Genomic DNA, 24,735 nt, shown 5'->3' on the forward strand with positions numbered 1-24,735 from the left:
GTACCGCATGAGGGGCCGCACGCCTTGCACGTTCGCCGCGGACTAGCCCAACCACTCGCCAATGCGTGTTGCGATGTGCCCCGGTACCTTCATCCATGCGAAGTGGTCAGCCTTCGCACCCGCGAGGTCCTCCGGACCAATCACATCGATGGTTCGGGGCGCATCAGGCATTTTGTCGAGGAGAAAGCGCAGGGACGGTTCGGGTCCGAGCCAGTCATCCCGCAAGCGCAGGGCAAGCACAGGCGCGTTCTGCTGGCGCATGGCGGCATCGAGGTCCACCGCCATGCCCTTTGCGGCATAACGCCCGGTGCGGCCGCTGCGCGCCCAATCGGCGATGACACCGCGCGCCTCATTGCCGCCAAAACCGATCTGGCGCCCCGGTAGCCGGCCAACGATGCTTGCAAGCACCGGCGCGCCGATATACGCCAACCCTACCCATGGATGGAAGCGCCGCCAGTAAGGTGAGCCGCTGGCGACAAGCACGATCCCCTTCACGAGCGGATCGCCGATGGAGGCCAGGATCGTGGATAACTGCCCGCCCAGGCTATGCCCACCGACCAGCAGGGACGTGCCGGGGAAGGCCTTGGCAAGCGCTGAAAGGCTCGACGGCAGGTCGTCACCCAGCAATACGCGGTATCCCCAGTTGCAGCGCCGGCTCGCGCGCTGGTCGCTCGAACCATGGCCGCGCCATTCATGGATGCCTACTGCAATGCCCAGGCCCGCCAGCGCCCTGGCCAAGGGCTCGTAGTGACGAGCCGCCACGCCAAGTGCCGGTACCCACAGCAACGCGGCACGTGGTGCGTCCGCAGGTCGGAACAGCAGCAGGTCGGCGCGCGCACCATCGGCCATGCGCAACGGCATGGCCGCGCGCGTCCCGTCGACAAGTTCACTCATGCGTTTCGAAAGCCCATAAGTGGAAAGGCTCCTCCGGCGACAGGGGGCCGGAGGAGCCAAGGTTCTTTCAAAGGCAGACTGGGCGATGCCAGCCGCAAAGGCTTTACTTCGGCACGACGTTGTCGGCCTGCGGGCCCTTCTGGCCCTGAGTCACTTCGTACTCAACCTTCTGGCCTTCCTGGAGGGACTTGAACCCATTGCCCTGGATGGAACGGAAATGCACGAAAACGTCGGGGCCACCACCGTCCTGGGTGATGAAGCCGAAACCCTTCGCATCGTTGAACCACTTCACCGTACCTGTTGCCATCACACACACCTCTAGACTCGCACTCGAAAACCCGGCTCGAAAAGCCGGCGACTTACTGGGCATGCAGGACCGGGTGAGGCGATGGAGCGTGATCAACGAACGCGCGCACATCGGGTCACTCGCGTGACCGCGCAGACACAGTACGAGTGATCATAACCACATTCGGCGAGGATTCTGTAGGGGAATGCCTACATAGGACGATTTTTTGACACCCATCACGCACATAGACGTGAAGGAAACGCGAAATCGGGTCTTTTCCTAGGAGTTTTGGGGTGCCCTCCCCATCGATCACGCTTACGAATCGGTTCATTCGCTTTGCGAACCCGCCGATGACGACGCCTGACGCAGCAGATGTCGCTGGCGCACGCGAAGCACAAAAAAAGCCCGGCTTTCGCCGGGCTTTTTCAATCAGACGGGTTGTCCGAAGGCTTAGGCCTTCTGGACTTCCTCAGCCTGCAGGCCCTTCTGGCCGTTGACAACCTTGAAGGAGACCTTCTCGCCTTCGGCCAGCGACTTGAAGCCGTTGCCCTGGATGGCGCGGAAATGGACGAAGACGTCCGGGCCGTTCTCACGCGAGATGAAGCCGAAGCCCTTCGCGTCGTTGAACCACTTCACGGTGCCGATTTCACGATCCGACATATGTAACACTCCAAACGGAATAACTAATTGAATAACCAGCAACTTTTTATAAAGTTGCCGCTTACTGGTGTGCAAGGAAACGCGAGGAGCGAAGCGATGTGGCAGATCCGTGATCAGCGGCATCGGGTCAACGGAACTCTATGACCCCGGCAAACACAGCGGGCGGATCATACCTGTCCCCGCGGAAAATAGCGATGGAGCGCTTTTCCTTAATTTCCCGTTCGTACTAACGCAATAACGTTACGTTCACCCGTGATCGGGCAAATCGTTGGTCGCGTCGCACCCCCCGGTGCGATTTGGCCCACCATCGAATCATGCTCCGCAAAGGGGGACCGACCACCATGAAGACCATCCTGAACCGACTTGCCCCGCTGGCCCTCTGCGCCATCGCCCTCGCCGCCTGCTCGGACAACAAGCCCAAGCCCACCACCACCCAGACGGTCACCGCGGCCCCGTCCTCAACCTCCCGGACCGCTACCACCACCGTCACGAATGTACCGGCGGCGAAGAAGAGCGGCTCGGCAGCCACGCCGGCTGCCAAGGGTGGCCCGCTGCCCAACAGCACCGGTATTGCCGCGTGCGATGAATACCTGGCCAGCTACAAGAGTTGCCACCTGGCGGCCGGCATCTTTGCGCGCGACCAGATCGAGCCTCGCTATGAAATGATGCGCGAAAGCCTGCTGCGCCAGTCGCAGGATCCGGATATGCGCGACCAGCTGCAGAACCGTTGCGTATCCCTGGCCACCCAGCTGAAGGATGCCCTGCACGGCAAATCGTGCGCCGATACCCCGGCGCCCGCATCCACGCGCTGATCAGCCGGCACAGGCCAGCTTGAGTTGGGTGCGCAGCCCCTTGGGTTGCGCACCCTCCACGGCAACGCGCGGCGTCCCATGCCATGCCGCGCATTCACAGATCGCTGCGGCGATACCCTCGATCAACGCCGGCGACAGCGTGATCCCCTCTTCCAGCCACACACCCAGGACCTGGAACAGGCCGGCGCTACGGTGTGCCTTGGCATCAAGCCGCCCCACGAGGCGACCCCGGTGCAGGATGGGCAGCGCGTAGTAGCCGTAGCGGCGCTTCGCGGCAGGCGTGTAGCACTCGATCGTGTATTCGAAACCGAACAGATCAAGCGCACGGGCGCGGTCCCATACGACGGGATCGAACGGCGAAAGCAGCGTGGTGCGCGTGGCGCGCAGCGCGTTGGAAGCCGCCTTCTCGAGCAGGCCCGCATGGTCCACATGCACGTACGCCGGCTCATCCCACCCATCCACCGCCACGCGCACCAGCGTGCCCAGGGCGAGCAAGGGCTCCAGTTCGGCATCCGTCACCCGTGGCTTCAATCGGTAGTAGTCGGCGATCCAGCGGGCCGGAGCGATGCCCAGTGCCTGGACGCTGCGGGCGATGAAATGCTGGCGCACCGCGTTTTCATCCAGTGTGCCCTCCGATGGCGACTGTGGCCAGCGCGCGGTGACGCGTTCGGCCAAGTCGTATACGCGCTGGAAGCGTTCGCGGCGAAGCACCATGAGCTTACCCAGCGCGAACCACGCCTCCAGCCATTTCTTCTCTGGTTTCCATCCCCACCACCCCTTGCTGGCCGGTGTGTCACGCTCAAAATCCGATGCCATCAACGGGCCTTGGTTGCGAATGCGCTCAAGTAGCGCATCCATGTCGGCGCGCGCTTCGGCATGCGTGCGCTCAGCGAGCTTCTGGGCCCAATGGCCTGCGCGGCCCAGCCGGTAGTCACGGTGATAATGAAATTCGCCCGTGGGCACGAACGACGCCTCGTGGGCCCACGCTTCAGCCAACAACCCATCGGCCAGCGCATCATCCAGCCATTCGTTGCGGTAACTGCCCAGGCGGGAAAACAGCACCATGTAGGGACTACGCGCGACAACGTTGATCGTATCGATCTGCAAGATGCCCATACGCGCCACCGTTGCGCTAACGTCGGCCTTGCGCGCCTTGCGCGTGGCTCGCTTCAGCAGACCCTGGGCCTCCAGGTGCAGCAATTGGGCGGATCGGTGCGACAGGCGGAGCACGTTGCCTGTCGAGGTCTCGTCGGATACGCGTGATGCCACGGTGGAGGCCTTTACGCAGTTGGGCCACCATTAAATCGCCCCTTGCTAGCGTCGGCAACGATGTCACGAGCGACGCCCGTGATGCCCTACCACGCTACTTAACGGAGGCTTTCGATGAAGATGCAAGTACGCGCCGTTGCCTTAGGCGCCTCGCTGCTGCTGGCAGGCACGGCGTTCGCCCAGACCGCTCCCGCCGACCAGACTCCGCCGCCTCCGCCGCCGGGCCAGACCCTGCCCACGGACCCGTCGCAAGCGCTGCCGCCCCCGCCACCGGGCGAAGCAACGCCCCCGCCGCCGCCCGCCGATAACGCAGGCATGCCGCCACCGGCCGCAGGTGCACCGCCTCCGCCGCCCCCGCCGCCCGCCCCGCCCGTGCCCCCTGCACCGCCCGCGCCCGGCGATAACGGTGCCGCAGGCATGACCAGCGGTACATCCATGGCCACGCCGCAGGGCCAGGTGCAGGTCAACAGCGGCCCGGCTGCACCGAAGCCCGCCGGCCCGGCGCCGGACTTCAAGACGCTTTCGGGCGGCAAGGGCTATATCACCGCCGAGCAGGCATCGGCCTACCCGCTGCTGGCAAACGATTTCCAGTACGCCGATAGCAACCGTGACGGCCGCATCAGCAAGGCCGAGTACACCAAGTGGGTCGCCCATTCGGGCGCGGGTACCCAGTAACGCGCGAGCGTACGGGCCGGGAGCGGTCACCACCGCTCCCGGCCACTATTCCTGAACGGGACGTGCGCTTGCACGCGCCCCATACATTTGCGGCGGATACACTCCCGGCTTGCCGCCAGGGCGGACGGCTAAGGAGTATCACCGCATGAAACGAATCCACGCCGCGGGCGCGCTCAGCGCGCTCGCCTTTTTGAATGCTGTGCCCGCACTGGCACAGAACCCGAGCCCCATGGATATCCGCGCCTGCTCGGCGATCGAAACCGACTCGCAGCGCCTGCTTTGCTACGACAAGGCCGTTGGCCGTACGCAGATGCCGCAGGCCGCCAAGAAGGAAGACGCCAAGGGGCACTCGGTCTCCGTCGACCTGGCCACTCGCGAATCAGGGGATGTGGCCCGCCCGCTTTCGCTACTGGATAGCCGCTGGGAACTCTCACCGGAATCGAAGCTGGGCACACTGAACCTGCGTGGCTACAAGCCGACGTACGTGCTCCCATTCTTCGGCACGACCAACCAGAACAACACGCCGCACAGCCCCGCACCCGACCACACGGTATCCACGCCCCAGGAGCTGGATAACGTTGAAGCGAAGTTTCAGATCAGCCTCAAAACCAAGGCGGTCGAGAATCTGTTTGGTGATAACGGTGACCTATGGGTGGGCTATACCCAGTCCTCGCGCTGGCAGGTTTACAACAAGGACAACTCCCGTCCGTTCCGCGAAACGAACTACGAGCCGGAGGCGCTGCTGGTGTTCAGCACGCACTACAGCATCCTGGGCTGGGACGGCCGCCTGGCCAGCATTGGCATCAACCACCAGTCGAACGGCCGCGCGGATCCTCTCTCGCGCAGCTGGAACCGCGTCGTGGCCGATTTCGGCTTCGAGCGTGAGGGTTGGACGGTGATGCTGCGCCCGTGGTGGCGCATTCCGGAAGCGCGCAAGGACGATGACAACCCCGATATCCAGGATTACATGGGGCGCGGTGAGATCCAGGTGGTCCACGAAGTGGGCCGCAACGAATTCGCGCTGACGGCGCGGCATTCGTTCCGTACGGGTGACCGCTCGCATGGCTCGCTACGTGGTACGTGGAGCTTCCCGGTGGTGAACAACCTGCGCGGTTATCTCGAGGTGTTCAACGGGTATGGCGAGAGCCTGATCGATTACAACCACCGGGCGACGTACCTGGGGGTGGGTGTTTCGTTGCTTGACTGGTATTGAGCGGGGCCGAGGCGTCACCGCTCCGTTGGCTTTTCGCGTGCAAGCACGCTCCTACAACAGCGTGTCAGGCCATCGGCGGATCGCCGCGACATGACCGTGTAGGAGCGCGCCTGCGCGCGATCACGGCACCACCTTAGTGGTGGTGGCCGCCTTCACCGTGCACATGGCCGTGCGAGAGCTCTTCTTCGCTGGCTTCACGCACGTTGGTGATTTCCACCGCGAAGTGCAGGGTCTGGCCGGCGAGCGGGTGGTTGCCGTCGACCGTGACGTTATCGCCTTCGATCTTCGAGATCGTGACGTTGATCGAACCCTGGTCGTTGCGGCCCTGGAACTGCATGCCCGGCTGCAGGTCATCGACGCCCTGGAAAGCGGCCTTCGGCACGACCTGGATCAGCTCCGGGTGACGCACGCCGTAGCCCTCTTCCGGGGCCACATCCACCTTGAACTGGTCACCGGCCTGGCGGCCTTCCAGCGCCTTCTCGAGGCCCGGCACGATATGGCCTTCGCCGTGGATGTAGGCGAGCGGCTCGCGACCTTCCGAGCTGTCGATAACGTTGCCCTGGTCGTCGGTCAGCGTGTAGTGAAAGGAAACAACGTTGCGATTGCCGATCTGCATGAAATTCTCGCTCTGGGTAAGGGGGATGAAGGGGGAATTCGCCTTCGCTGCCCCGTAAGGCTAGGGGAGAGGCCGTTTCGGTGCAAATCCGGGCGCCCCCGGATGCTGCGGCGCAACCCGCCAGGGCGGCTCGATCTGCTAATTTCTCCCGTTTTCCCCCACCCCATCCGCGCGTTGCCGGGAGCCCCATGTTCGACTGCATTCTGATCGCCAACCGCGGCGAAATTGCCTGCCGCGTGATCCGGACCTGCCGCCGCCTGGGCATTCGCACGGTGGCCGTGTACTCCACGGCCGATGCCGATGCCCAGCACGTGCGCCTGGCGGACGAGGCCTGGCCGATCGGAGGCCCACGCCCGGCGGAGTCGTACCTGCGCGGCGATGCCATCATCGAGGTGGCGAAGAAGACCGGGGCCCAGGCGATCCATCCGGGCTATGGGTTCCTTTCAGAAAATACGGATTTTGCCCGGGCCTGCGCCGCCGCGGGCATCGCCTTCATCGGGCCCCGCCCGGAGAGCATCGATGCCATGGGCTCGAAGGCGGCGGCCAAGGCCCTGATGGAAAAGCACGCGGTGCCCCTGGTACCCGGTTACCACGGCGAAGACCAGGACCCGGCGCGCCTCGCCGCCGAGGCGGAGCGCACCGGCTTCCCCCTGATGATCAAGGCCGCCTCGGGCGGTGGCGGCAAGGGCATGCGCATCGTGCGCGATGCCGCGGGCTTCGCAGAGGCGCTGGCCTCGGCCCAGCGTGAAGCGGCCAACGCGTTCGGCGATACCCGCGTGATCCTGGAACGTTACGTGGAGCATCCGCGCCACATCGAATTCCAGGTGTTCGGCGATACCCACGGAACCATCATCCACCTCAACGAACGCGAGTGCTCCGCACAGCGCCGCTATCAGAAGGTGCTGGAAGAAACGCCCTCCCCGTTCCTGGATGAGGCACGCCGTACGCGCATGGGCGAGGCCGCTGTGGCCGCCGCACGGGCCGTGAACTACGTTGGCGCGGGCACCGTGGAATTCATCGTCGGCCAGGATGGCGAGTTCTTCTTCATGGAAATGAACACGCGCCTCCAGGTAGAGCACCCCGTCACCGAGGAGACGCTCGGACTCGACCTGGTGGAGTGGCAGTTGCGCGTGGCATCGGGTGAACCGTTGCCGCTGGCGCAGGACAAGGTGAAGGCGCACGGCCACGCGATCGAAGTGCGCCTGTACGCCGAGGACCCCGAGGCCCATTTCCTCCCGGGCTCGGGCAAACTGGTGTCTTTGACACTCCCGGCGCCATCCCGCCACGTGCGCCTGGATGGCGGCGTGGTGGCAGGTGATACCGTCACCATCTTCTACGATCCGATGATCGCCAAGCTCATCGTGTATGGCGAGAACCGCACCGATGCGCTCGAGCGCCTGCGCGATGCGCTGGCGCATACGGAGATCGTCGGTCCAAAGTCCAACGTCGCTTTCCTCGAGCGCCTCATCCGCCACCCCGTGGTCGTTGAAGGCCGGATCGATACGGGCTATCTCGATCGCCACCTCAATGAGTTCCTCGCAGGCGATACCCAGGCAGGTGACACCGAGCGCTTTGCCGCCGCCATTGCCATGCTGATGGCGGACGAAAACGAACACAGCAACCCGGCGCAGGATCCGCATTCACCGTGGGGCGGTGCCGATGGCTGGCGCCTGGGCCACCCGGGCAAGCGGGTGGTCGCCCTCATGGAGGGCGATACGCGTCATGAAATCGATGCGCACGGCCACGCCGGGCATTACGTACTGCGCGAAGGTGATGCAACGGCCGCCGTGACCGGTGCCCGCCTGGGCGCTGATGCGCTCTCGGCTCGTTTCGATGAGCAGGCCCGGCGTATTCCCCTGGTCGCCACCGGCACCCGCGTACGCGTGCACGATGCCGATGGCCGGCGCTGGACCTTTGAACGCGCGCCGGCGTTTGCCTGGGCCGGGGCGGCGGGCGACACCGCCCGGCACGTCGTCGCGCCCATGCCGGGTCGCATCGTGCTAGTGCGCGCCGCCGCGGGCGATACCGTGGAAGAAGGCCAGGAACTGCTCGTGATGGAAGCGATGAAGATGGAACTGGCCTTGAAGGCGCCCCGCGCCGGCCGCATCGAATCCATCTCGGCCGTGCAAGGCGATTTCGTGGATGCCGACAGCATCCTGGTCCGCTTTGCTGAATCGGCCTGACCGGAGCACGCATGAACGCCTCAAACCATGTCCGCATTGTTGAAGTCGGCCCGCGCGACGGCCTGCAGAACGAAAAAGCCATGCTGCCCGCGGCGGTGAAGATCGAACTGATCAACCGCCTGTCTGAAACCGGCCTGCAGACCATCGAAGCCACCAGCTTTGTCAGCCCCAAGTGGGTGCCCCAACTGGCCGATGCGGCCGACGTATTCCTCGCCATCCGCAAGGCCCCGGGCGTGGTCTACCCCGTGCTGGTGCCGAACCTGCAGGGTTACGAGCGCGCACGTGAGGTGGGCGCGACCGAAGTGGCCGTGTTTACCGCGGCATCGGAAGCGTTCAGCCAGAAGAACATCAATGCGTCGATCGATGAATCGATCGACCGCTTCGTGCCGGTGATGGAACGCGCGCGTGCCGATGGCGTCGCCGTGCGTGGCTACGTCTCGACGGTACTGGGCTGCCCCTACCAGGGCGAGGTGCCGGTGGCCGATGTGGTGCGCGTGGCAAAGCGACTGCACGACCTGGGCTGCCACGAGATCTCACTGGGCGACACCATCGGCGTCGGCACGCCAGCCAAGGCGCGCGCGATGCTTCGCGCCGTGGCTTCCGAGGTCCCCATGGCGGCGCTGGCGGTGCATTTCCACGATACGTACGGCCAGGCCCTGGCCAACATCCTGGCCTGTCTTGAGGAAGGCGTGCGCGTGGTCGATAGCGCGGTCTCGGGCACCGGTGGCTGCCCCTATGCCAAGGGCGCCACCGGCAACGTGGCCAGCGAGGATGTGGTGTACATGCTGCACGGCATGGGCATGAGCACGGGCGTGGACCTGGATCGCCTGGTGCAGACCGGCGCGTGGCTGGCCGCGCAGCTGGGCAAGGACACCGCCAGCCGGGTGACCAAGGCCCGTACGGCGGCCTGAGGCGTGGGCGGTGACGCCGGAACCTAAGGCATGGCAGCATGCCCCCATGGCCTCCCCAGACCCCCTCCTTCGCCCCATTGAGCCCCGCGACGACGCCCAGGTCGCCGCGGTCATCCGTGCCGTCATGCCTGAGTTCGGTGCCGACGGCCCCGGTTTCGCCATCCACGATGCCGAGGTCGACCACATGTCGGCGGCCTATTCGGGCGGCCGTAAGGCCTACTTCGTCGTAGAAATTGATGGCAAGGTCGTCGGCGGTGCGGGCATCGCCCCGCTCGAAGGCGGCGATGAAGAAACCTGTGAACTGCGCAAGATGTACTTCCTGCCCCAGGCACGTGGCACGGGTGCAGCATCACGTTTGATGCGGCTGTGCCTGGATGCCGCGCGGCGGGAGGGCTTCACGCGCTGCTACCTCGAAACCCTCACCGGCATGGATGCGGCGCAAACCGTCTACCTGCGCCATGGGTTCACGCGCATCGATGCGCCCATGGGTGGCACCGGCCACTTCAGCTGCGATCGCTTCTTCCTGCGCGCACTGAACGACGGTGACCTCATCGTGGCGCCGAAGCCGCCGTCGCTGGCCTTTGCCATCGATGACCCCGGCCGCACCGATGTAGTGGCACTGATCGAACAACTGCACGGGTACCTTTCGGACCTGGATCGCCATCCCGTATCCCCCGCCGTCACGGTCGAAAGCCTGCAGCGCCCGCACGTCACCTTCATGACTGCGCGCGTCGACGGCATTCCCCTTGCCTGTGGCGCGGGGCTCGATCACGGCGATTACGTGGAGCTGAAGTACATGTACGTGCTCCCGGCGTGCCGCGGCATGGGCCTGGGCAAACAGATGCTGGAAGCCCTGGAAACGCAGGTGCGCAAGACCGGCGGGAAGCTCGTCCGCCTCGAGACGGGGACCGCGCAGACCGAATCGATCGAACTCTACGAGCGCTCCGGCTATCGCCGCTGCCCGCCCTTCGGCGATCATCATGCGCGTCCCGGAAGCATCTTCATGGAAAAGCCCTTGTGATCCGAATCGCCACCGAAGCCGACGCTGCTGCGTGCCACGCCATCTACGCACCCGTCGTCGAAACCAGCGCCATTACGTTTGAGACTGAACTGCCAGGTGAGGCCGTGATGCGCGAGCGCATTCGCACGCGCATGCAGAACCACCCATGGCTGGTGTGGGAAGAGGATGGCGAAGTCATTGCTTATGCATATGCGGGGCGGTTCCGCGAGCGTGCCGCCTACGACTGGATCGCCGAAACGTCCATCTACGTGCACGAAAAGGCCCGCCGTCGCGGCATCGCGCGCAAGCTTTACGGGGTTCTGCTGGATGCCATGCAGCGCCAGGGCATCAATCAGGCGGTGGGTGTGATCACCCTACCCGGCGACACCAGCGTGGCCATGCATGAGGCCATGGGCTTCGCGGCGGCCGGCGTCTGGCCGAAGGCCGGCTACAAGCTGGGCCGCTGGTGGGATGTGGGCGTGTGGAGCAAGTTCATGAGTGAACCGGCCGTCCCGCCGCCGCCCGTGATCCCGTTCGCCACCCTGGCCGCAAGCGGCGCGCTGGACGACCTGCTGGGCTGAATTCGCCGGCTGTTTTTGCGGCGGCGCGGCACCGCCCGTGGGCTTGCCTCGGCTAAACTGCGCCTCTTTACCCCCGCTATCCCCGGAGTATCCATGCAGCTCGAACAGGTCAGGGCCGTTATCACCGGCGGCGCATCCGGTCTCGGCCACGCCGTCGCCCAGCGTCTTGTCGCCGCCGGCGCCAAGGTCGCGCTCTTCGACGTCAATGAAGAGAAAGGCCACGCCGCCGTCGCCGCCCTGGGCCCGAACGCCAGCTTCCAGCGTACCGACGTCACCTCCGAAGAAGGCGTGGTCGCCAATGTTGCGGCAGCCGCGCAGGCCATGGGTGGTCTGAATCTGGTCGTGAACTGCGCGGGCATCCTCGGCGCCGGCCGCGTGCTGGGCAAGGAAGGCCCTATGCCGCTCTCCACCTTCAGCACCACGGTGATGGTGAACCTCGTCGGCAGCTTCAATGTGGCCAAGGCCGCGGCGCAGCTCATGCAGGCCAACGCTACCGGTGAAGATGGCGAGCGCGGTCTCATCGTCAACACCGCATCCGTGGCTGCCTACGAAGGCCAGATTGGCCAGGCCGCGTACTCCGCCTCCAAGGGCGGTGTCGTCGGCATGACCCTGCCGATGGCGCGTGAGCTCTCGCGCTTCGGCATCCGCGTGAACACCATCGCCCCGGGCATCTTCTGGACCCCGATGGTGGATGGCATGCCGCCGCAGGTGCAGGAATCGCTCTCCGCCTCCATCCCGTTCCCGTCGCGCCTGGGCAAGCCGGAAGAGTTCGCCGATCTCGTCGCCTTCCTTGTCGGCGCACGCTACGTCAACGGCGAAACCATCCGCCTGGACGGCGCCGTTCGCCTCGCGCCGAAATAATCCAACCACACCAGCATCGAAGCCATGAAAGCATCCGAAGTCAAAAAAGGTAACGTCGTCGAGAATGACGGCACCGTGTATCAGGTGCGCGATATCGAGCGCAGCTCGCCGAGCGCACGTGGCGGCAACGTCACCTACCGCTTCACGCTGTACTCCATCCCGGGCAACCGCAAGTTCGACCTGAGCGTGCGTGCCGACGATGAGCTGAAGGAAGTCGACCTTGCCCGCCGCCAGGCGAAGTTCTCCTACATGGACGGCGAGGCCTTCGTCTTCATGGATGACGAGGACTACACCCAGTACATCCTGGACGCGGCCACCGTTGGCGACAACGCCAGTTACATCGTCGAGGACGCCGAGGGCTACTACATCCAGGTGATCGACGATGCGCCGGTCGGCCTGCAGGTGCCGAGCAGCGTGGTGCTGACCGTGGTCGATACCGCGCCCGAGCTGAAGGGTTCGAGCGCCACCAAGCGAAACAAGCCGGCCAAGCTCAACACCGGTATTGAAGTGCAGGTACCGGAGTACATCACCAACGGCGAGAAGGTAACGGTGAACACCCTCACCGGCGAATTCTCAGGCCGCGCCTGATGAACACCACGGGGCGGAGCGCGTTGACGCACCCGCCCCGTGCTTTCGCTCGCTGTCCAGTCAGGAAGATTGAGGCAGAATCACAAGCCCACAGGAAGGGCCACCCCACGCCACCATGAGCAACGGCTACTCGCTTCGCGCCAGCGTCATCGATACGCTGATCCGGACGAAGCGTCCCGATGTCCCCATGCGCGTCGCATTGCGCAATACCGCGGCCGTCATCCTGCCCCTCGCCATCGGCCTGTACGCCGGCTACCCGCAGGCAGGCATCGGCATCGCGGCAGGTGCGCTCGATACCATGTTCTCGGACCAACCCGGTCCCTACCAGCAACGCCTGAGCCGCCTGTTCCTCGCCGCGCTTTCCGCCGGCGCGGCGGGCCTCGTCGGCTTCCTTATCGGCAGCCATGTGTTGCCCATGGCCTTCGCCTGCATCGTGTGCGGTTTCTTCGGCGGCCTGCTCGTGGTGTTCGGCCCCGACCTGGCGCGCGTCGGTATGACCAGCATGCTGCTGCTCGTGATCTGTGCGGCCGTGCCGACCGACCTGCGTGGCGCGCTCGGCGGCGGGGCCTCGATCTTCGCGGGCGGCATGTTGCTCGCGGTGTTCTCCGTCGCGGCGTGGCCGCTGCAACGCTACCTGCCGGAGCGGCGCGCGCTGGCCGGCGTTTATCGCGGCCTGGCCGATCTGGCCGCGCAACCGCTGCGCGAAGGCGAGGCGCCGGGCCTCACCGAGGCCATGAACGACCTGCAGACCACCCTGCTCGGCCGCCACCACGCACGCGGCCGCGCCATGGAAGCGTTCCGCGTACTGCTGGAACTGGCCGAGCGCGTGCGCCTGGAACTGGTCGCCATGGCCGAACTGGAAACCCGGCGCGATGGCATGGGCGAGATGTTCCGCACCGACGCGGCCCGCGTGCTGCGCGCCACCGCGGCTGCCCTGGATGCCGCCGAGCCGCCGGAAAAGGCGCAGCGCGCGCTGGCTACCCTGCAGGCGAGTGAACGCGCATTGCTCGCCGCTGGCGCGACAGGCATGGGGCTCACGGCGCATATCCAGGCCTTGTCGGGCCAGCTCGCCGCCGTGGTGCGCAACACCAACTGGGCGGGCAGCCGCGGTGAAGAACGTGCGCAGCGCGAGGAAACCACGCTGCCTGAGACCCTGCGCAGCACCTCGCCGCTGGCCACGATCCGCGCCAACCTTACGCCGCAATCGGTGGCGTTCCGCCATGCGGTGCGCTGCGCGGTGGTGCTCACGCTTGCCTTTGTGGTCTCACGCTACTTCCAGCTGCCGCATGGCTACTGGCTGCCGATGACGGCCGCTATCGTGCTACGCCCCGATTTCGCGGCCACGTTCAACTTCGGCCTGCTGCGTGTCGTGGGCACGGTACTCGGCCTGATGCTCACCACCCTGCTGCTCCGCCTCACCCCCGATGCGGTGTGGGCGCACCTCACCGTCATGACCGTGTTGTGCGTGGCGTTCCGTTACCTCGCTGGCGCGCACTACGGTATCGCCGTGGCCGCCCTGACGGGCACCGTTGTGGTGCTGCTCTCGTTCGAAGGCGTGGATCCCTTCAACGCCATGTCCGATCGCGTGTTGAACACCGCGCTGGGTAGCGCCCTCGCGTTGCTGGCTTATGTGTTGTGGCCATCGTGGGAGCGCCACCGCGCACGCACGGCGCTATCGGAGATGCTATGCGCCTACGCGGATTACCTCGATGCGCTCGTCGCACCGGCAGATGCGCGCACGCGCCAGGAAGTGCGTAGTGCCACGCGTACCGCACGCACCAACGCCCAGGCATCGGTGGACCGCATGCGCGCCGAGCCCGGGACGCCCGCCCTGCTCCAGGAGCTGGCCGAAACGCTGTACGCCAACGGTAACCGCGTCGCGCGCACCGGCATGACCCTCGAAGCGCTGATCGAAGCGGGCGATGTGCCGCCCGAATGGGAGCACGTCGGCCCCTTCATCAGGGAAGCGTCCGGTGAACTGCGCCGTTTCGGCCAGGCACTCACCCACGCCGAACCCGTGGTCACCCCGCCGAACCTGCGCGAGCACCAGCGAGCGCTGGTCGAGGCCCTGGCGCGCGCGCAGGATCGGGCAATGGCCGACGTGATCGCCCGCCTCACCGACCGGCTGACCGATAACGTGGACACCATCGCGCACGTGGTGAACCGGCGGAGTACGGCGCCCGCTTAGGGCATGCTGCACCGCCAGAGGCTTTGCGGGGCCGCCGGCCCTACACTCGGGCCATGCTCAAGATCGACACCCACGCGCACATCCTGCCCCGGGACTGGCCCGATCTGGCGTCCCGTTTCGGCGACGACCGTTTTCCCGTGATGACCCATTCTGGCGGCCATCACCGGATCTATCGCGGCGGGAAGTTCTTCCGCGAGGTGTGGGAATCCGCCTTCGACATGGATCACCGGATCGCCGATTACGCCCGCTTCGGCGTGGGCGTACAGGTCGTTTCCACGGTGCCTGTGATGTTTTCCTACTGGGCCAAGGGCTACCAGGCGCTTGAGCTGCATACGCACCTGAACGACAGCATGGCCGAGGTGTGCGAGGCACGGCCGCGTCACTACGCCGGCATCGGCACGGTGCCCTTGCAGTCGCCCGATCTCGCGATCCGCGAGATGGAGCGCTGCATCGGTGAGCTCGGTTTGCAGGGTGTGCAGGTCGGTTCGCACTGCAATGACTGGAACCTAGACGCGCCGGAGCTGTTCCCCTTCTTTGAAGCGGCCGCGGACCTGGGCGCGGCGGTGCTCGTGCACCCTTGGGACATGATGGGCACCGACAGCATGCCGAAGTACTGGCTACCGTGGCTGGTCGGCATGCCTGCCGAGCAATCGCGTGCCGCGTGCTCGCTCATCTTCGGCGGCGTGCTGGAACGGCTGCCGGAATTAAAGGTGATGCTCGCCCACGGCGGCGGCAGCTTCCCCTATTCCATCGGCCGTATCGAGCACGGCTTCCGCATGCGCCCGGACCTGGTCGCCACGGATAACGCCCGCAACCCGCGCGAATACTTCAAGCGCCTGTATTTCGATTCCTGCGTGCACGATGACGCGGCATTGCGCTACCTGCTGGAAACCGTCGGCACCGACCGCGTGATGCTCGGTACCGATTACCCCTTCCCGCTGGGCGAGCAGGAGCCCGGTAGCGGCATCGAAGCCCTGGGCCTGGATGAGACCCGCCGTGCCCGCCTGTTCCATGGCACCGCACTCGAATGGCTGGGCTGCCCCCTCGCCCGCTTCCAGCCCGTCGCTGCCGTGGCGTGACGCGGCGCACACCGCCGTCGCGGCCGGTTCGCAACGGGTATGCCAAAATGGCAGGACTTCCCGGGGGAAATTCGACCAATGCTTCGCAAGTTGCTGCGCGCCCTTCCGCTTGCCCTCACCCTGGCCGCACCGGCCGCCAGCGCGACCGATGTCGCCATGGCCGATGGCGTCGTCCATTTCACGGTGCCGGAAACCTGGTCGCTGATCATGCAGTCCAGTGGCGAGACCGAGACCCAGGTGTTCCAGGTGCCCGGCTCCAGCCATGCCGATGCCACGCTCTCCCGCGTCACCATCACGCTGAAGAAGGCAGCCGACCTGCGCTCCTTCCAGACCTTCTCGGGCGAAATGCGCAGCCGTGCGACCAACCTGAAGGATTACGCGGCCGGTACGCCCAAGGCGCCGACGGAGAACGTGTACTCGGCGAAGGAAGGCACCACGAAGCTCGATTACTACGAGCGTTACTTCTTCGCCAACGGCTACGCGATCCAGCTACGCTGCGTACGACCCGATGGCGATGCGAAGTTCAGCGCAACGTTCGACAAGGGTTGCGCGGACGTCGCCAGCTCCATACCCCAATAAGTTTCCAGGTTTTTCGCTATGAACGGTTTTGAAGCCACGCGCGCCTGGGCCGAAGCCCAGGATGCTGAAGACCCGCTGCGCCGCTTCCGCGACGAGTTCCACATTCCACCGCACCACGGCCGCGACACGCTGTACTTCTGTGGCAACTCGCTCGGCCTGCAGCCGAAAGGCGTGCGCGCCGCACTCGAGGCCGAACTGCACGATTGGTCCGAACTGGCCGTAGAGGCCCATTTCCGCGGCCGTTCGCCGTGGATGCACTACCACGAGTATGTGCGCGACGCGATGGCCGAGGTGGTCGGCGCGAAGCCGCTGGAAGTGGTCGCGATGAACACGCTCGGCGTGAACCTGCACCTGATGATGGTGAGTTTCTACCGCCCCACGAAGGAGCGTCCTGCGATCCTGATGGAGGCCGGCGCGTTCCCCACCGATCGCTACGCGCTTGAGTCGCAGGTACGCTTCCACGGGTTCGATCCGGCGACCGACCTGATCGAACTGCAACCCGATGGCCCCGGCGGCACGCTCTCCATGGAGGCCATCGAAACGGCCATCGCCGAGCACGGCCACCGCGTGGCGCTAATCCTGCTGCCCGGCATCCAGTACCGCACTGGCCAGGTGTTCGAGCTGGCCCGCATCGTTGAACTGGGCCATGCGGCCGGCTGCATGGTCGGCTTCGATCTGGCGCATGCCGCCGGCAACCTGCCCCTGGCGCTGCACGAGACCGGCCCCGACTTCGCCGTGTGGTGCACGTACAAATACCTCAACGCCGGCCCGGGTGCCGTCGCCGGCGCGTTCGTGCACGAACGCCACGCCCACGCCGATGTCCCGCGCTTCGCCGGCTGGTGGGGTCACGACAAGAGCACCCGCTTCCAGATGGGCCCGCAGTTCGTGGCCACCCCGGGCGCAGACGGCTGGCAGCTCTCCAACCCACCCATCCTGGCGCTCGCCCCGTTGCGCGCGTCGCTGGATGTGTTCACGCGTGCGGGTATGCCCCGCCTTGTGGAAAAGAGCCGCCGCCTCACCGCCTACCTCGACTGGCTGATCCGTTCCCGGCTCGATGACACGCTCGATATCGTCACACCGAACGATCCCGCCCAGCGCGGCGCTCAGCTTTCCGTCCGCGTCCGTGCCGGCCGCGAGGCGGGCCGCGCGCTGTTCGAGTACCTCGAGAAGAACGGTGTAATCGGTGACTGGCGCGAGCCTGATGTGATCCGCCTCTCTCCCACGCCGCTGTACAACCGCTACACCGATTGCCTGGGCGCCGTGGAGGCGATCGAGGCCTGGCGCGCGAGCCAGGCATGAGCATCGGTGATCTCTACCCTGCGCCGCATGTGGAACGCGGCGAAGGATTCGCCATGCAGGCGACGACACACTGGCTGCGGCTGGTCCCGGGCCGCACGCTGTTCGGCATGAAGGCAGGCGGCCTGCCCGTGCAGCTGCCGGACCTTCCCGAAGGCGTGCGCCATCGTGGACTCGAAGCGGCGACGGACGGCCACCGAGTAGCCTTGATCGACGTCAGCAGTCACTGGCTGCTCGACCATCCCGAGCTCACCGACCGCTACATCGCCAACCTCCGCAGCGTGATCACCAGCAAGGCCGCCCGCATGGATGGCTATGCGAAGCACGTCGCCATCCACGGCAGCATCGAACTGTTCCTCGGCCGTGAGCTTGATCGTGTGCCGCTGGAGATCGAGGCGGGTGACGGTTCGTACGAGGTCGCCGTGGACCTGCTGGCCAATGCACCGCGTGAGGGGCGTACCGCCTTCGCGATGCCGCCCGGCGTCGGCGCATCGAAATACGACGATCCGGAATTCCTTGCCGGGACGCAGTCGTGGATTGATGGCGAGCGGTTGTTGGTGGAGTTCAGGCCTGAGGAGGGTGGGCGGCAGGAGACGATCGCGGTAGATCGAACGCAGTTTCTGGCATCGCTTAAGCGTTGTTGGATGGCTGCGCGCGCCGTGAGTGAACGGTTGCGCAGCGGGCTGGCAAACCTGGCCTGACCACGCAGCGGACATACACACGATGCGAGGCGTGCCAGAAGACGCACGCCCGCCGGTCGGCAGTCAGTCTTCCAGGATCAGGCTATCCGACCGCGTATCCCGCATGCAAAGGTAGACGATAAGCGACAACGCAATCATCACCGTGACATACCAGTAAAAGCCCTGCTCCCACCCTGCCCCTTTGAAACTGAGCGCGACGTACTCGGCGGTACCGCCGAAGATCGTGTTGGCGAGTGCGTACGGGAGCGCAACGCCGAGGGCGCGAATGTGTGCCGGGAATAGTTCGGCCTTCACCACCGCGTTGATCGAGGTGTAGCCCGTCACGATGACGAGGGCCGCCATGACCAGCAGCCCTGCGACGACGGGGTCGCGGGTTGTCTCCAGCGTGCTGAAGATCGGATAGGTGCACAGGACGCCAAGCACACCGAAGGCGATCATCAGCGGCTTGCGGCCGACGCGGTCGCTAAGTGCGCCCGCGACGGGCTGGAGCAGCATGAAGACGAACAGCGTGATCGCATTGATCTGGCTCGCGGCCTCCCGGCTGAAGCCACTGGTGTTCACCAAGAACTTCTGCATGTAGATCGAGTAGGCGTAGAAGGCGAGCGTGCCGCCGGCCGTAAGGAGCATGACCAGCATGGTCTCCTTGGGGTGGTGCCTGAACAACGCAACGAAGCCTGATTTTGGCGCATCCTTGCCCTGGCTGTTCTTGAAGCTATCGGTTTCGGCCAGGCCACGGCGAATGCGAAACACGACGATCGCGAGGACGGCGCCAATGGCGAACGGAATGCGCCAGCCCCACGCATCCAGGGCGTCCTTCGTCATCGTGCCCTGCAGTGCGACCAGCAGCAAGATGGCCAGGAGCTGCCCGGAGATCAACGTCACATACTGGAATGAGGAAAAGAAGCCTCGCCGGTCCTTCCCCGCCATCTCCGAGAGATAGGTCGCGCTGGCACCGTATTCGCCACCCACCGACAAGCCCTGCATCATGCGTGCGATGACCAACAGCGCCGGTGCCGCCATGCCAATGGCCGCGTAACCCGGGGTGCAGGCGATGATGAGCGAGCCGGCGCACATGAGCGTCACCGACAATGTCAGGCCCGCCTTTCGCCCCCGACGATCCGCATAGATGCCCATGATCCACGCGCCGATAGGGCGCATCACGAAGCCCACGGCAAACACCGCTGCCGCGCTTAACAGCTGCGCGGTCTGGTTGCCCTTGGGAAAGAAGTGCGGCGCGAAGTACAGCGTAAATGCCGCATAGACGTACCAGTCGAACCATTCAACCAGGTTACCGGTCGAGCCGCCGATGATGGATTTCAGACGGCTCTTCGTCGTAGTCGCTGCGGCGGTGGCCGCCGGGCGATGGGGTGCAGGGGATGTCATCGAAACAAGCAACCGGTACGCGAAACAGAAGTTCGAACTTACACGACGAATGGCCAGCGACGCGTGGCACCCAAACATACCCATGCAAGTCAATGACTTAGATTCGACAACCTCACCAGTGCGTACACGGTTAGACGCAAGTGCCTACGAAATCGCTCACCGAGCTGCCGATCTGTTCGCGACCGTAACGTACCTAGAGCCGATGCCGCGTCTGCCCTTCCCCCCGCACCACAAACCGCTCCACCGTCAACGACTCCGCGCCCATCGGCCCGTACGCATGCAGCCGCGTCGTGGAGATGCCGATTTCGGTGCCCAGCCCGAGTTCGCCGCCATCGCTGAAGCGCGATGAGGCGTTCACCATGACCACGGCGGAGCGCAACGCTTTGACGAAGCGATCGGCGGCGATGATGTCGCGGGTGGAGATCACCTCGGTGTGGTCCGAGCCGAAGCGGCGGATGTGGGTGATGGCTCCTTCGATATCCGTAACCACGCGTACGGCGATAACAAGGTCGAGGAATTCGGCGGCGTAATCCTCGTCGGTCGCCACCTCGACCTCGGGCGCGAGCACGCGAGAGGTCTCGTCGCCGCGCACGGTAACGCCACGCGCATGCAGTGCGGCCACCGCCTTGGGCAGGAACGAGGCGGCGATATCGTGATGCACCAGCAGGGTTTCGAGGGCGTTGCAGACGCCAGGGCGGCTGGTTTTACCATCGATGAGAAGATCGATCGCGAGGGCTTCATCGGCCTCTTTATCGACATACAGGTGGCAAACGCCTTTGTAGTGTTTGATCACCGGTACGCGGGCGTGTTCAGCAACGAAGCGGATAAGCCCTTCTCCACCGCGTGGAATGGCGAGGTCGACGATATCGGTGAGCTGGAGCAGTTCCACCATCGCGTCGCGGCTCGGGTCATCAATGACGGTGATGGCGGCTTCGGGCAGGCCATCGTCGCGCAGCGCGCGGCGCAGGGCTGCGGCGATGGCGAGATTGGAGTGCATGGCATCGGAACCGCCACGCAGGATGGCGGCATTACCGGCCATCAGGCAAAGCGCGGCGGCGTCTGCGGTCACATTCGGCCGCGCCTCGTAGATCATGGCGATGACGCCTAAGGGGATGCGTACGCGCTCCACGCTGATGCCGTTGGGACGGATCTCGCGGCGGGTCACCAGGCCGACGGGATCAGGAAGCTCAGCGACCTGGCGCATGGCGGTGACGACACCCGCTACGCGGCCCTCGTCCAGACGCAGGCGATCCAGCATCGCCGCGCTGGTGCCGTTATGGCGGGCCGCTTCGACATCGCGCGCATTGGCTTGAAGTACGTGGTGTGTGTCGGCCGCCAGTGCATCGGCCATGCGGTTGAGCAGGCGTTGCTTGGCCGCCGTATCCAGCGCCGCGATGGCAGGCGCGGCGTCGCGGCAGGCCAGGGCCTGGTCTCGCAGGTTCGTCATGGGAGCCTCGCGGGTTCGGGTAGTACCACCAGATCATCCCGGTGGACGATGGTTTCCCCATAGCTGTAGCCCAGCACGGCCTCGATGTCACGCGTGTGCCGCCGGGCGATCCGGCGCACATCGGTGGCGGCGTATTGGGCGATGCCGCGGGCGAACGGCACGCCGTCGGCCGCAATCTCGATCACATCACCCCGGGCGAACTCACCGGTGGCATCGCTCACGCCGCCGGGCAGCAGCGACGCGCCGCGGCCACGCAGGGCCTCGACGGCACCGCCATCGACGCTGATCCGCCCCATCGCCGGGGCATGGCGTAGCCAGTACTTTCGTGCTGCCAGGCGCGACTGGGGCGCACGCAGGCGCGTACCGGTGAGGAAGCCGTCGGCGAGCCGGGCGATGGACCGTGTATCCCGGCCGTCGAACAGCACGGTTTCGATGCCGGCGGCCGCGGCCTTCATGGCCGCCTCCAGCTTGGTGCGCATGCCGCCCGTCCCTGCGGCCGTCCCCGCACCGCCGGCGCTTTCCAGATGCGCCGCCGTGAGCTCCAGCACCTCGGGTACGGGAACGGCGGCGGGGTCGACGCGCGGATTGGCGGTGTAGAGCCCTGCGATATCCGAGGCGATGAACAACACATCCGCATCGACCAGCGCGGCGACGATCGCCGCGAGATTGTCGTTATCACCAAGCTTCAGCTCATCGACGGCGACGGTATCGTTCTCGTTGATGACCGGAATCGCCCCCAGCGCCAGCAGCTCGCGCAGCGTGGTACGGGCGTTGAGGTAACGGCGACGGTTGCGCAGGTCGTCGTGAGTAAGCAGGACCTGGGCGACCGGGGCATCGAAGAAGGTTTGCCACAGGCCGACCAGGCGGGTCTGGCCGAGTGCCGCGAGCGCCTGGCGGCCGCTGAGACCTGTACTTCGCGTGGGGGCGGGGGCGAGTCCTCGACCGGCAGCCACGGCGCCCGACGACACGATCACCACTTCCCTGCCCGCATCGCGGCTGGCCGTCACGAACGCGGCTAACGCGTCGGCGTGGGCGCCGGTAAGCGCACCCTCTGGCGTGGTAAGCAGGCTGCTGCCGACCTTGAGGACGGCGCGGTGCCAGTCGGGGAGTGCCTGTTCGGTGAAACCGGGTGACATCGTGCCTCCGAGTACGAAGCTGGGCTTTGTGTAGGAGCGCGCTTGCCCCCGAAGAGGGGGTAAACGCGCGATGGGCGTTGCGGCGAGCAGCCATCGCGCGCAAGCGCGCTCCTACAGGGTCACCCTAGCGTCTCAAGCCTCTTGCGCAGTATGTCGAGCATCAGGTCATGGCCTGCGCCGGGCGAGGTGCGCGCGGCCAGGCTGGACTCGGGCGAGCGGCCTTCACCGGCGGAAGCGGCGGTCTCGGCCGCGGCGCGGTAGGCGTCGCGGAACGGGACGCCGGCCACGGCCTGCTCGATCGCCACGTCCGTCGCGTACATCGCCGGCTCAATCGCCGCACGCATCTTGTCGGCCTTCCACTCGAAGCGAGCCAGCATGTCCGGCAGCAGTTCCAGCGCGCCCAGGCCCATGGAGAAACCATGGAACAGCGAACCCTTGGAGAACTGCAGGTCGCGCTGGTAGCCCGAGGGCAACGACAGCAGCTGCTCGATCTCGGTGCGTGCAGCGGCGACGCTGGCGTAGCTGGCGCGCAGCAGTTCCACCACATCGGGGTTGCGCTTGTTCGGCATGATCGACGAACCGGTGGTGTATTCCGCCGGCAGCTTCACGAAATCGAACTCGGCCGTAGTGAACAGCGACAGATCCCACGCCAGACGGCGGGTATCGAGCAGCGCGGTGCCTACGGCGTCCAGCGCGGCCATCTCGAACTTGCCGCGCGAGAGCTGGGCGTAGATCGGCGAAACCTGCATGCGCGCGAAGCCGAGCGCCTGCGTGGTGTGCGCACGATCCAGCGCCACGTTCACGCCATAACCAGCCGCCGTACCCAGCGGGTTGGCGTCGATCAGATCCAGTGCCTGGCGGGCACGCAGCGTGTTATCGATGAAGGCTTCCGCGAAGGCAGCGAACCACATGCCCGTGGAGGAGACCACGGCACGCTGGATATGCGTGTAGCCCGGCATCGGTACCGCTTCGCCACCGGCGCGCTCAAGGCACACCTCAGCGATACGGCGGCACACCGCTTCCAACGTCGCGAGCTTTTCCTTCAGCCAAAGGCGCGTCGCCACCAGGATCTGGTCGTTGCGGCTGCGCCCGGTATGCACACGGCGACCCGCATCGCCAAGGCGCTCGGTCAGGCGCGCCTCGATAGCCGAATGGCCGTCCTCGAAGCGCTCGTCGAGCACGAACGCGCCGGCCGAAAAATCGGCGGCCAGCGCATCGAGCTCGCGCTTCAGCGCATCACGCTCATCGGCCGATACCACGCCAATGTTGGCCAGGCCTTCCACGTGCGCCTTGCTGGCGGTGATGTCGTGCAGGAAAAACTCGCGATCGAGGACCACGTCGTTGCCGGCGAGGAAACGCATGATCTTTGCGTCGACCTGCGTGTCGGATTTCTGCCAGAGCGGCTGGGTCATCGTGGGGTCCTTACAAGGGAATAGCGGTGAGCTCGTCGAAGCCGAGCGCACGGTTCACGTTCTGCATGGCCTGGGTGGCAGCGCCCTTCAGCAGGTTATCCAGCGTCGCCACGACCACTACGCGCCGGCCATCGACCGACAGGGCAAAGCCGCCCACTTCGAGATAATGCTTGTGCGCGATCTGGCTCACCCACGGCGCCTCATCCACCACGTGGATCAGCTTCTCGTTCTCAAAACGAGCCTCGAAGCGGCGGACGATGTCCTCGCGCCTGGCCTGCTTGGCCAGGTACAGATTCGTCGTCACGGTCAGGCCACGGAAATGCGGCGCAACGTGCGGCATGAACTCCACCGGCATGCCCAGGTGACGGCTGGCTTCCTTCTCATGCATGTGCCCGGTGAGCGAGTACGGCATCAGGTTATCGCGCAGCTTGTCCGGGTCGTTGCGATCCGACGGCGTGGTTCCCGCGCCCGAATAGCCGGAAACGCCGAACGACACCGGTGGCGCGGCCAACAGGTCCTTGATCGGTGCGATCGAGCACTGGATGGCGGTGGCATAGCAACCGGGATTGCTGATGCGATTTTCGCCACGCCAGCGGTCGCGGTACAGCTCGGGCAGGCCGTAATACCAGCGCTCGTCGAAGCGGTAGTCCGCGGAAAGATCGACGATGACGGTGTTACCACCCGCCTTGTCGATCGCTTCCACGTACGGCGCGGCCTTACCGTTAGGCAAGGCGAGGATCACGACATCCACGCCCTGCTCTGCTACGCCGGCCGGGTCGAGGTTGGTGTAGGCAAGGTCGCCCTTGTACACGTCGTTATGCTCGGCCAGGCGCTGGCCGTCCAGCTCGCGCGAGGAGACGAACGCCAGTTCCAGCGACGGATGACGGGCGATGAGGCGGATCAGCTCGGCGCCCGTATGGCCGCGTGCGCCGACGATACCGATGGTCTTGGTGGCCATGGCTTGG

At 65.6% G+C, this 24,735-nt stretch carries 24 protein-coding genes and 1 pseudogene; 15 read left to right on the forward strand and 10 right to left on the reverse strand.

Features of this window, described 5'->3' with window-relative positions:
- Positions 1–42: 42 nt before the first annotated feature.
- The 3 genes from ABIE56_RS07585 to ABIE56_RS07595 all read right to left on the reverse strand — a co-directional run bounded on the left by ABIE56_RS07585 (position 43) and on the right by ABIE56_RS07595 (position 1,840).
- Positions 43–894 (reverse strand): alpha/beta hydrolase family protein, encoded by an 852-nt coding sequence (locus ABIE56_RS07585; RefSeq protein WP_429243205.1) that lies wholly within the window; start codon positions 892–894, stop codon positions 43–45.
- 103 nt (positions 895–997) lie between these two features.
- Complete coding sequence (gene cspE, locus ABIE56_RS07590) at positions 998–1,201, reverse strand: transcription antiterminator/RNA stability regulator CspE (RefSeq protein WP_216161052.1); 204 nt, start codon at positions 1,199–1,201, stop codon at positions 998–1,000.
- Between the two features lie 429 nt (positions 1,202–1,630).
- Positions 1,631–1,840 (reverse strand): cold-shock protein, encoded by a 210-nt coding sequence (locus ABIE56_RS07595; protein ID WP_036111834.1) that lies wholly within the window; start codon positions 1,838–1,840, stop codon positions 1,631–1,633.
- Between the two features lie 341 nt (positions 1,841–2,181).
- Between ABIE56_RS07595 and ABIE56_RS07600 the strand changes: the two genes are divergently transcribed.
- Positions 2,182–2,652: a hypothetical protein gene (locus tag ABIE56_RS07600; RefSeq protein WP_429243206.1), complete on the forward strand. Its 471-nt coding sequence runs from the start codon at positions 2,182–2,184 to the stop codon at positions 2,650–2,652.
- On the opposite strand, the gene ABIE56_RS07605 is transcribed toward ABIE56_RS07600, so the two are convergent.
- The gene (locus ABIE56_RS07605; RefSeq protein WP_429243207.1) at positions 2,653–3,921 is read right to left on the reverse strand and encodes a winged helix-turn-helix domain-containing protein; all 1,269 of its coding nucleotides are present in this window, start codon (positions 3,919–3,921) and stop codon (positions 2,653–2,655) included.
- 114 nt (positions 3,922–4,035) lie between these two features.
- Here ABIE56_RS07605 and ABIE56_RS07610 point away from each other — a divergent pair, with 114 nt between their 5' ends.
- Positions 4,036–4,596: a hypothetical protein gene (locus ABIE56_RS07610; protein WP_429243208.1), complete on the forward strand. Its 561-nt coding sequence runs from the start codon at positions 4,036–4,038 to the stop codon at positions 4,594–4,596.
- Between the two features lie 145 nt (positions 4,597–4,741).
- Positions 4,742–5,809: a phospholipase A gene (locus tag ABIE56_RS07615; protein ID WP_429243209.1), complete on the forward strand. Its 1,068-nt coding sequence runs from the start codon at positions 4,742–4,744 to the stop codon at positions 5,807–5,809.
- Between the two features lie 133 nt (positions 5,810–5,942).
- On the opposite strand, the gene ABIE56_RS07620 is transcribed toward ABIE56_RS07615, so the two are convergent.
- Entirely contained in the window at positions 5,943–6,425 is a 483-nt protein-coding gene (locus tag ABIE56_RS07620; RefSeq protein ID WP_429243210.1) for an FKBP-type peptidyl-prolyl cis-trans isomerase, read from the reverse strand.
- A gap of 188 nt (positions 6,426–6,613) precedes the next feature.
- Here ABIE56_RS07620 and ABIE56_RS07625 point away from each other — a divergent pair, with 188 nt between their 5' ends.
- The 12 genes and pseudogenes from ABIE56_RS07625 (at position 6,614) to ABIE56_RS07680 (ending at position 18,392) form a co-directional block, all read left to right on the forward strand.
- Positions 6,614–8,608: an acetyl/propionyl/methylcrotonyl-CoA carboxylase subunit alpha gene (locus ABIE56_RS07625; protein WP_429243211.1), complete on the forward strand. Its 1,995-nt coding sequence runs from the start codon at positions 6,614–6,616 to the stop codon at positions 8,606–8,608.
- Positions 8,609–8,619: 11 nt separating this feature from the next.
- Positions 8,620–9,519 carry a hydroxymethylglutaryl-CoA lyase gene (locus tag ABIE56_RS07630; RefSeq protein ID WP_429243212.1) on the forward strand — a complete coding sequence of 300 codons (900 nt, stop codon included), beginning with the start codon at positions 8,620–8,622 and terminating at the stop codon, positions 9,517–9,519.
- 46 nt (positions 9,520–9,565) lie between these two features.
- Positions 9,566–10,054 (forward strand): annotated as a pseudogene (locus ABIE56_RS07635) (GNAT family N-acetyltransferase); the annotation flags it as partial.
- A gap of 78 nt (positions 10,055–10,132) precedes the next feature.
- On the forward strand, positions 10,133–10,540 hold the full coding sequence (locus tag ABIE56_RS07640; protein WP_429243373.1) for a GNAT family N-acetyltransferase: 408 nt from the start codon (positions 10,133–10,135) through the stop codon (positions 10,538–10,540).
- Entirely contained in the window at positions 10,537–11,100 is a 564-nt protein-coding gene (locus ABIE56_RS07645) for an N-acetyltransferase family protein (protein ID WP_429243213.1), read from the forward strand. The genes ABIE56_RS07640 and ABIE56_RS07645 overlap by 4 nt, the downstream gene beginning before the upstream one ends.
- Positions 11,101–11,193: 93 nt before the next feature.
- Positions 11,194–11,961, forward strand: a complete 768-nt coding sequence (locus ABIE56_RS07650; protein WP_429243214.1) for an SDR family oxidoreductase — start codon at positions 11,194–11,196, stop codon at positions 11,959–11,961.
- Positions 11,962–11,985: 24 nt separating this feature from the next.
- Positions 11,986–12,549, forward strand: coding sequence for an elongation factor P-like protein EfpL (gene efpL / locus ABIE56_RS07655; RefSeq protein WP_429243215.1), 564 nt, complete (start codon positions 11,986–11,988; stop codon positions 12,547–12,549).
- A 115-nt stretch (positions 12,550–12,664) separates the two neighbouring features.
- Positions 12,665–14,737 carry an FUSC family protein gene (locus tag ABIE56_RS07660; RefSeq protein ID WP_429243216.1) on the forward strand — a complete coding sequence of 691 codons (2,073 nt, stop codon included), beginning with the start codon at positions 12,665–12,667 and terminating at the stop codon, positions 14,735–14,737.
- Between the two features lie 53 nt (positions 14,738–14,790).
- Positions 14,791–15,816 (forward strand): amidohydrolase family protein, encoded by a 1,026-nt coding sequence (locus ABIE56_RS07665; RefSeq protein ID WP_429243217.1) that lies wholly within the window; start codon positions 14,791–14,793, stop codon positions 15,814–15,816.
- Between the two features lie 78 nt (positions 15,817–15,894).
- Positions 15,895–16,395, forward strand: a complete 501-nt coding sequence (locus tag ABIE56_RS07670) for a hypothetical protein (protein WP_429243218.1) — start codon at positions 15,895–15,897, stop codon at positions 16,393–16,395.
- Positions 16,396–16,413: 18 nt separating this feature from the next.
- A complete protein-coding gene (kynU, locus tag ABIE56_RS07675; RefSeq protein ID WP_429243219.1) occupies positions 16,414–17,694 on the forward strand; it encodes a kynureninase in 1,281 nt (426 codons plus the stop codon).
- Positions 17,691–18,392, forward strand: a complete 702-nt coding sequence (locus tag ABIE56_RS07680; RefSeq protein WP_429243220.1) for a hypothetical protein — start codon at positions 17,691–17,693, stop codon at positions 18,390–18,392. Before kynU ends, ABIE56_RS07680 begins: the two co-directional genes overlap by 4 nt.
- Positions 18,393–18,455: 63 nt before the next feature.
- On the opposite strand, the gene ABIE56_RS07685 is transcribed toward ABIE56_RS07680, so the two are convergent.
- From ABIE56_RS07685 to argC, 5 genes are all read right to left on the reverse strand, one after another.
- Positions 18,456–19,775 (reverse strand): MFS transporter, encoded by a 1,320-nt coding sequence (locus tag ABIE56_RS07685; protein WP_429243221.1) that lies wholly within the window; start codon positions 19,773–19,775, stop codon positions 18,456–18,458.
- Between the two features lie 193 nt (positions 19,776–19,968).
- Positions 19,969–21,222, reverse strand: coding sequence for a glutamate-5-semialdehyde dehydrogenase (locus ABIE56_RS07690; RefSeq protein ID WP_429243222.1), 1,254 nt, complete (start codon positions 21,220–21,222; stop codon positions 19,969–19,971).
- Positions 21,219–22,358 carry a glutamate 5-kinase gene (gene proB / locus ABIE56_RS07695; RefSeq protein WP_429243223.1) on the reverse strand — a complete coding sequence of 380 codons (1,140 nt, stop codon included), beginning with the start codon at positions 22,356–22,358 and terminating at the stop codon, positions 21,219–21,221. The genes ABIE56_RS07690 and proB overlap by 4 nt, the downstream gene beginning before the upstream one ends.
- A gap of 119 nt (positions 22,359–22,477) precedes the next feature.
- Entirely contained in the window at positions 22,478–23,770 is a 1,293-nt protein-coding gene (locus tag ABIE56_RS07700) for an argininosuccinate lyase (RefSeq protein ID WP_429243224.1), read from the reverse strand.
- Between the two features lie 10 nt (positions 23,771–23,780).
- Positions 23,781–24,728, reverse strand: coding sequence for an N-acetyl-gamma-glutamyl-phosphate reductase (gene argC, locus ABIE56_RS07705; RefSeq protein WP_429243225.1), 948 nt, complete (start codon positions 24,726–24,728; stop codon positions 23,781–23,783).
- Positions 24,729–24,735: the final 7 nt, after the last annotated feature.

It is taken from the genome of Luteibacter sp. 621, from assembly GCF_050435445.1.
Classification (GTDB): Bacteria; Pseudomonadota; Gammaproteobacteria; order Xanthomonadales; family Rhodanobacteraceae; genus Luteibacter.

Coding starts and splice junctions, on each gene's coding strand:
- ABIE56_RS07585 (WP_429243205.1), bottom strand. CDS start 894: ATGAGTGAACTTGTCGACGGGACGCGCGCGGCCATGCCGTTGCGCATG.
- cspE (WP_216161052.1), bottom strand. CDS start 1,201: ATGGCAACAGGTACGGTGAAGTGGTTCAACGATGCGAAGGGTTTCGGC.
- ABIE56_RS07595 (WP_036111834.1), bottom strand. CDS start 1,840: ATGTCGGATCGTGAAATCGGCACCGTGAAGTGGTTCAACGACGCGAAG.
- ABIE56_RS07600 (WP_429243206.1), top strand. CDS start 2,182: ATGAAGACCATCCTGAACCGACTTGCCCCGCTGGCCCTCTGCGCCATC.
- ABIE56_RS07610 (WP_429243208.1), top strand. CDS start 4,036: ATGAAGATGCAAGTACGCGCCGTTGCCTTAGGCGCCTCGCTGCTGCTG.
- ABIE56_RS07615 (WP_429243209.1), top strand. CDS start 4,742: ATGAAACGAATCCACGCCGCGGGCGCGCTCAGCGCGCTCGCCTTTTTG.
- ABIE56_RS07620 (WP_429243210.1), bottom strand. CDS start 6,425: ATGCAGATCGGCAATCGCAACGTTGTTTCCTTTCACTACACGCTGACC.
- ABIE56_RS07625 (WP_429243211.1), top strand. CDS start 6,614: ATGTTCGACTGCATTCTGATCGCCAACCGCGGCGAAATTGCCTGCCGC.
- ABIE56_RS07630 (WP_429243212.1), top strand. CDS start 8,620: ATGAACGCCTCAAACCATGTCCGCATTGTTGAAGTCGGCCCGCGCGAC.
- ABIE56_RS07650 (WP_429243214.1), top strand. CDS start 11,194: ATGCAGCTCGAACAGGTCAGGGCCGTTATCACCGGCGGCGCATCCGGT.
- efpL (WP_429243215.1), top strand. CDS start 11,986: ATGAAAGCATCCGAAGTCAAAAAAGGTAACGTCGTCGAGAATGACGGC.
- ABIE56_RS07660 (WP_429243216.1), top strand. CDS start 12,665: ATGAGCAACGGCTACTCGCTTCGCGCCAGCGTCATCGATACGCTGATC.
- ABIE56_RS07665 (WP_429243217.1), top strand. CDS start 14,791: ATGCTCAAGATCGACACCCACGCGCACATCCTGCCCCGGGACTGGCCC.
- ABIE56_RS07670 (WP_429243218.1), top strand. CDS start 15,895: ATGCTTCGCAAGTTGCTGCGCGCCCTTCCGCTTGCCCTCACCCTGGCC.
- kynU (WP_429243219.1), top strand. CDS start 16,414: ATGAACGGTTTTGAAGCCACGCGCGCCTGGGCCGAAGCCCAGGATGCT.
- ABIE56_RS07680 (WP_429243220.1), top strand. CDS start 17,691: ATGAGCATCGGTGATCTCTACCCTGCGCCGCATGTGGAACGCGGCGAA.
- ABIE56_RS07685 (WP_429243221.1), bottom strand. CDS start 19,775: ATGACATCCCCTGCACCCCATCGCCCGGCGGCCACCGCCGCAGCGACT.
- ABIE56_RS07690 (WP_429243222.1), bottom strand. CDS start 21,222: ATGACGAACCTGCGAGACCAGGCCCTGGCCTGCCGCGACGCCGCGCCT.
- proB (WP_429243223.1), bottom strand. CDS start 22,358: ATGTCACCCGGTTTCACCGAACAGGCACTCCCCGACTGGCACCGCGCC.
- ABIE56_RS07700 (WP_429243224.1), bottom strand. CDS start 23,770: ATGACCCAGCCGCTCTGGCAGAAATCCGACACGCAGGTCGACGCAAAG.
- argC (WP_429243225.1), bottom strand. CDS start 24,728: ATGGCCACCAAGACCATCGGTATCGTCGGCGCACGCGGCCATACGGGC.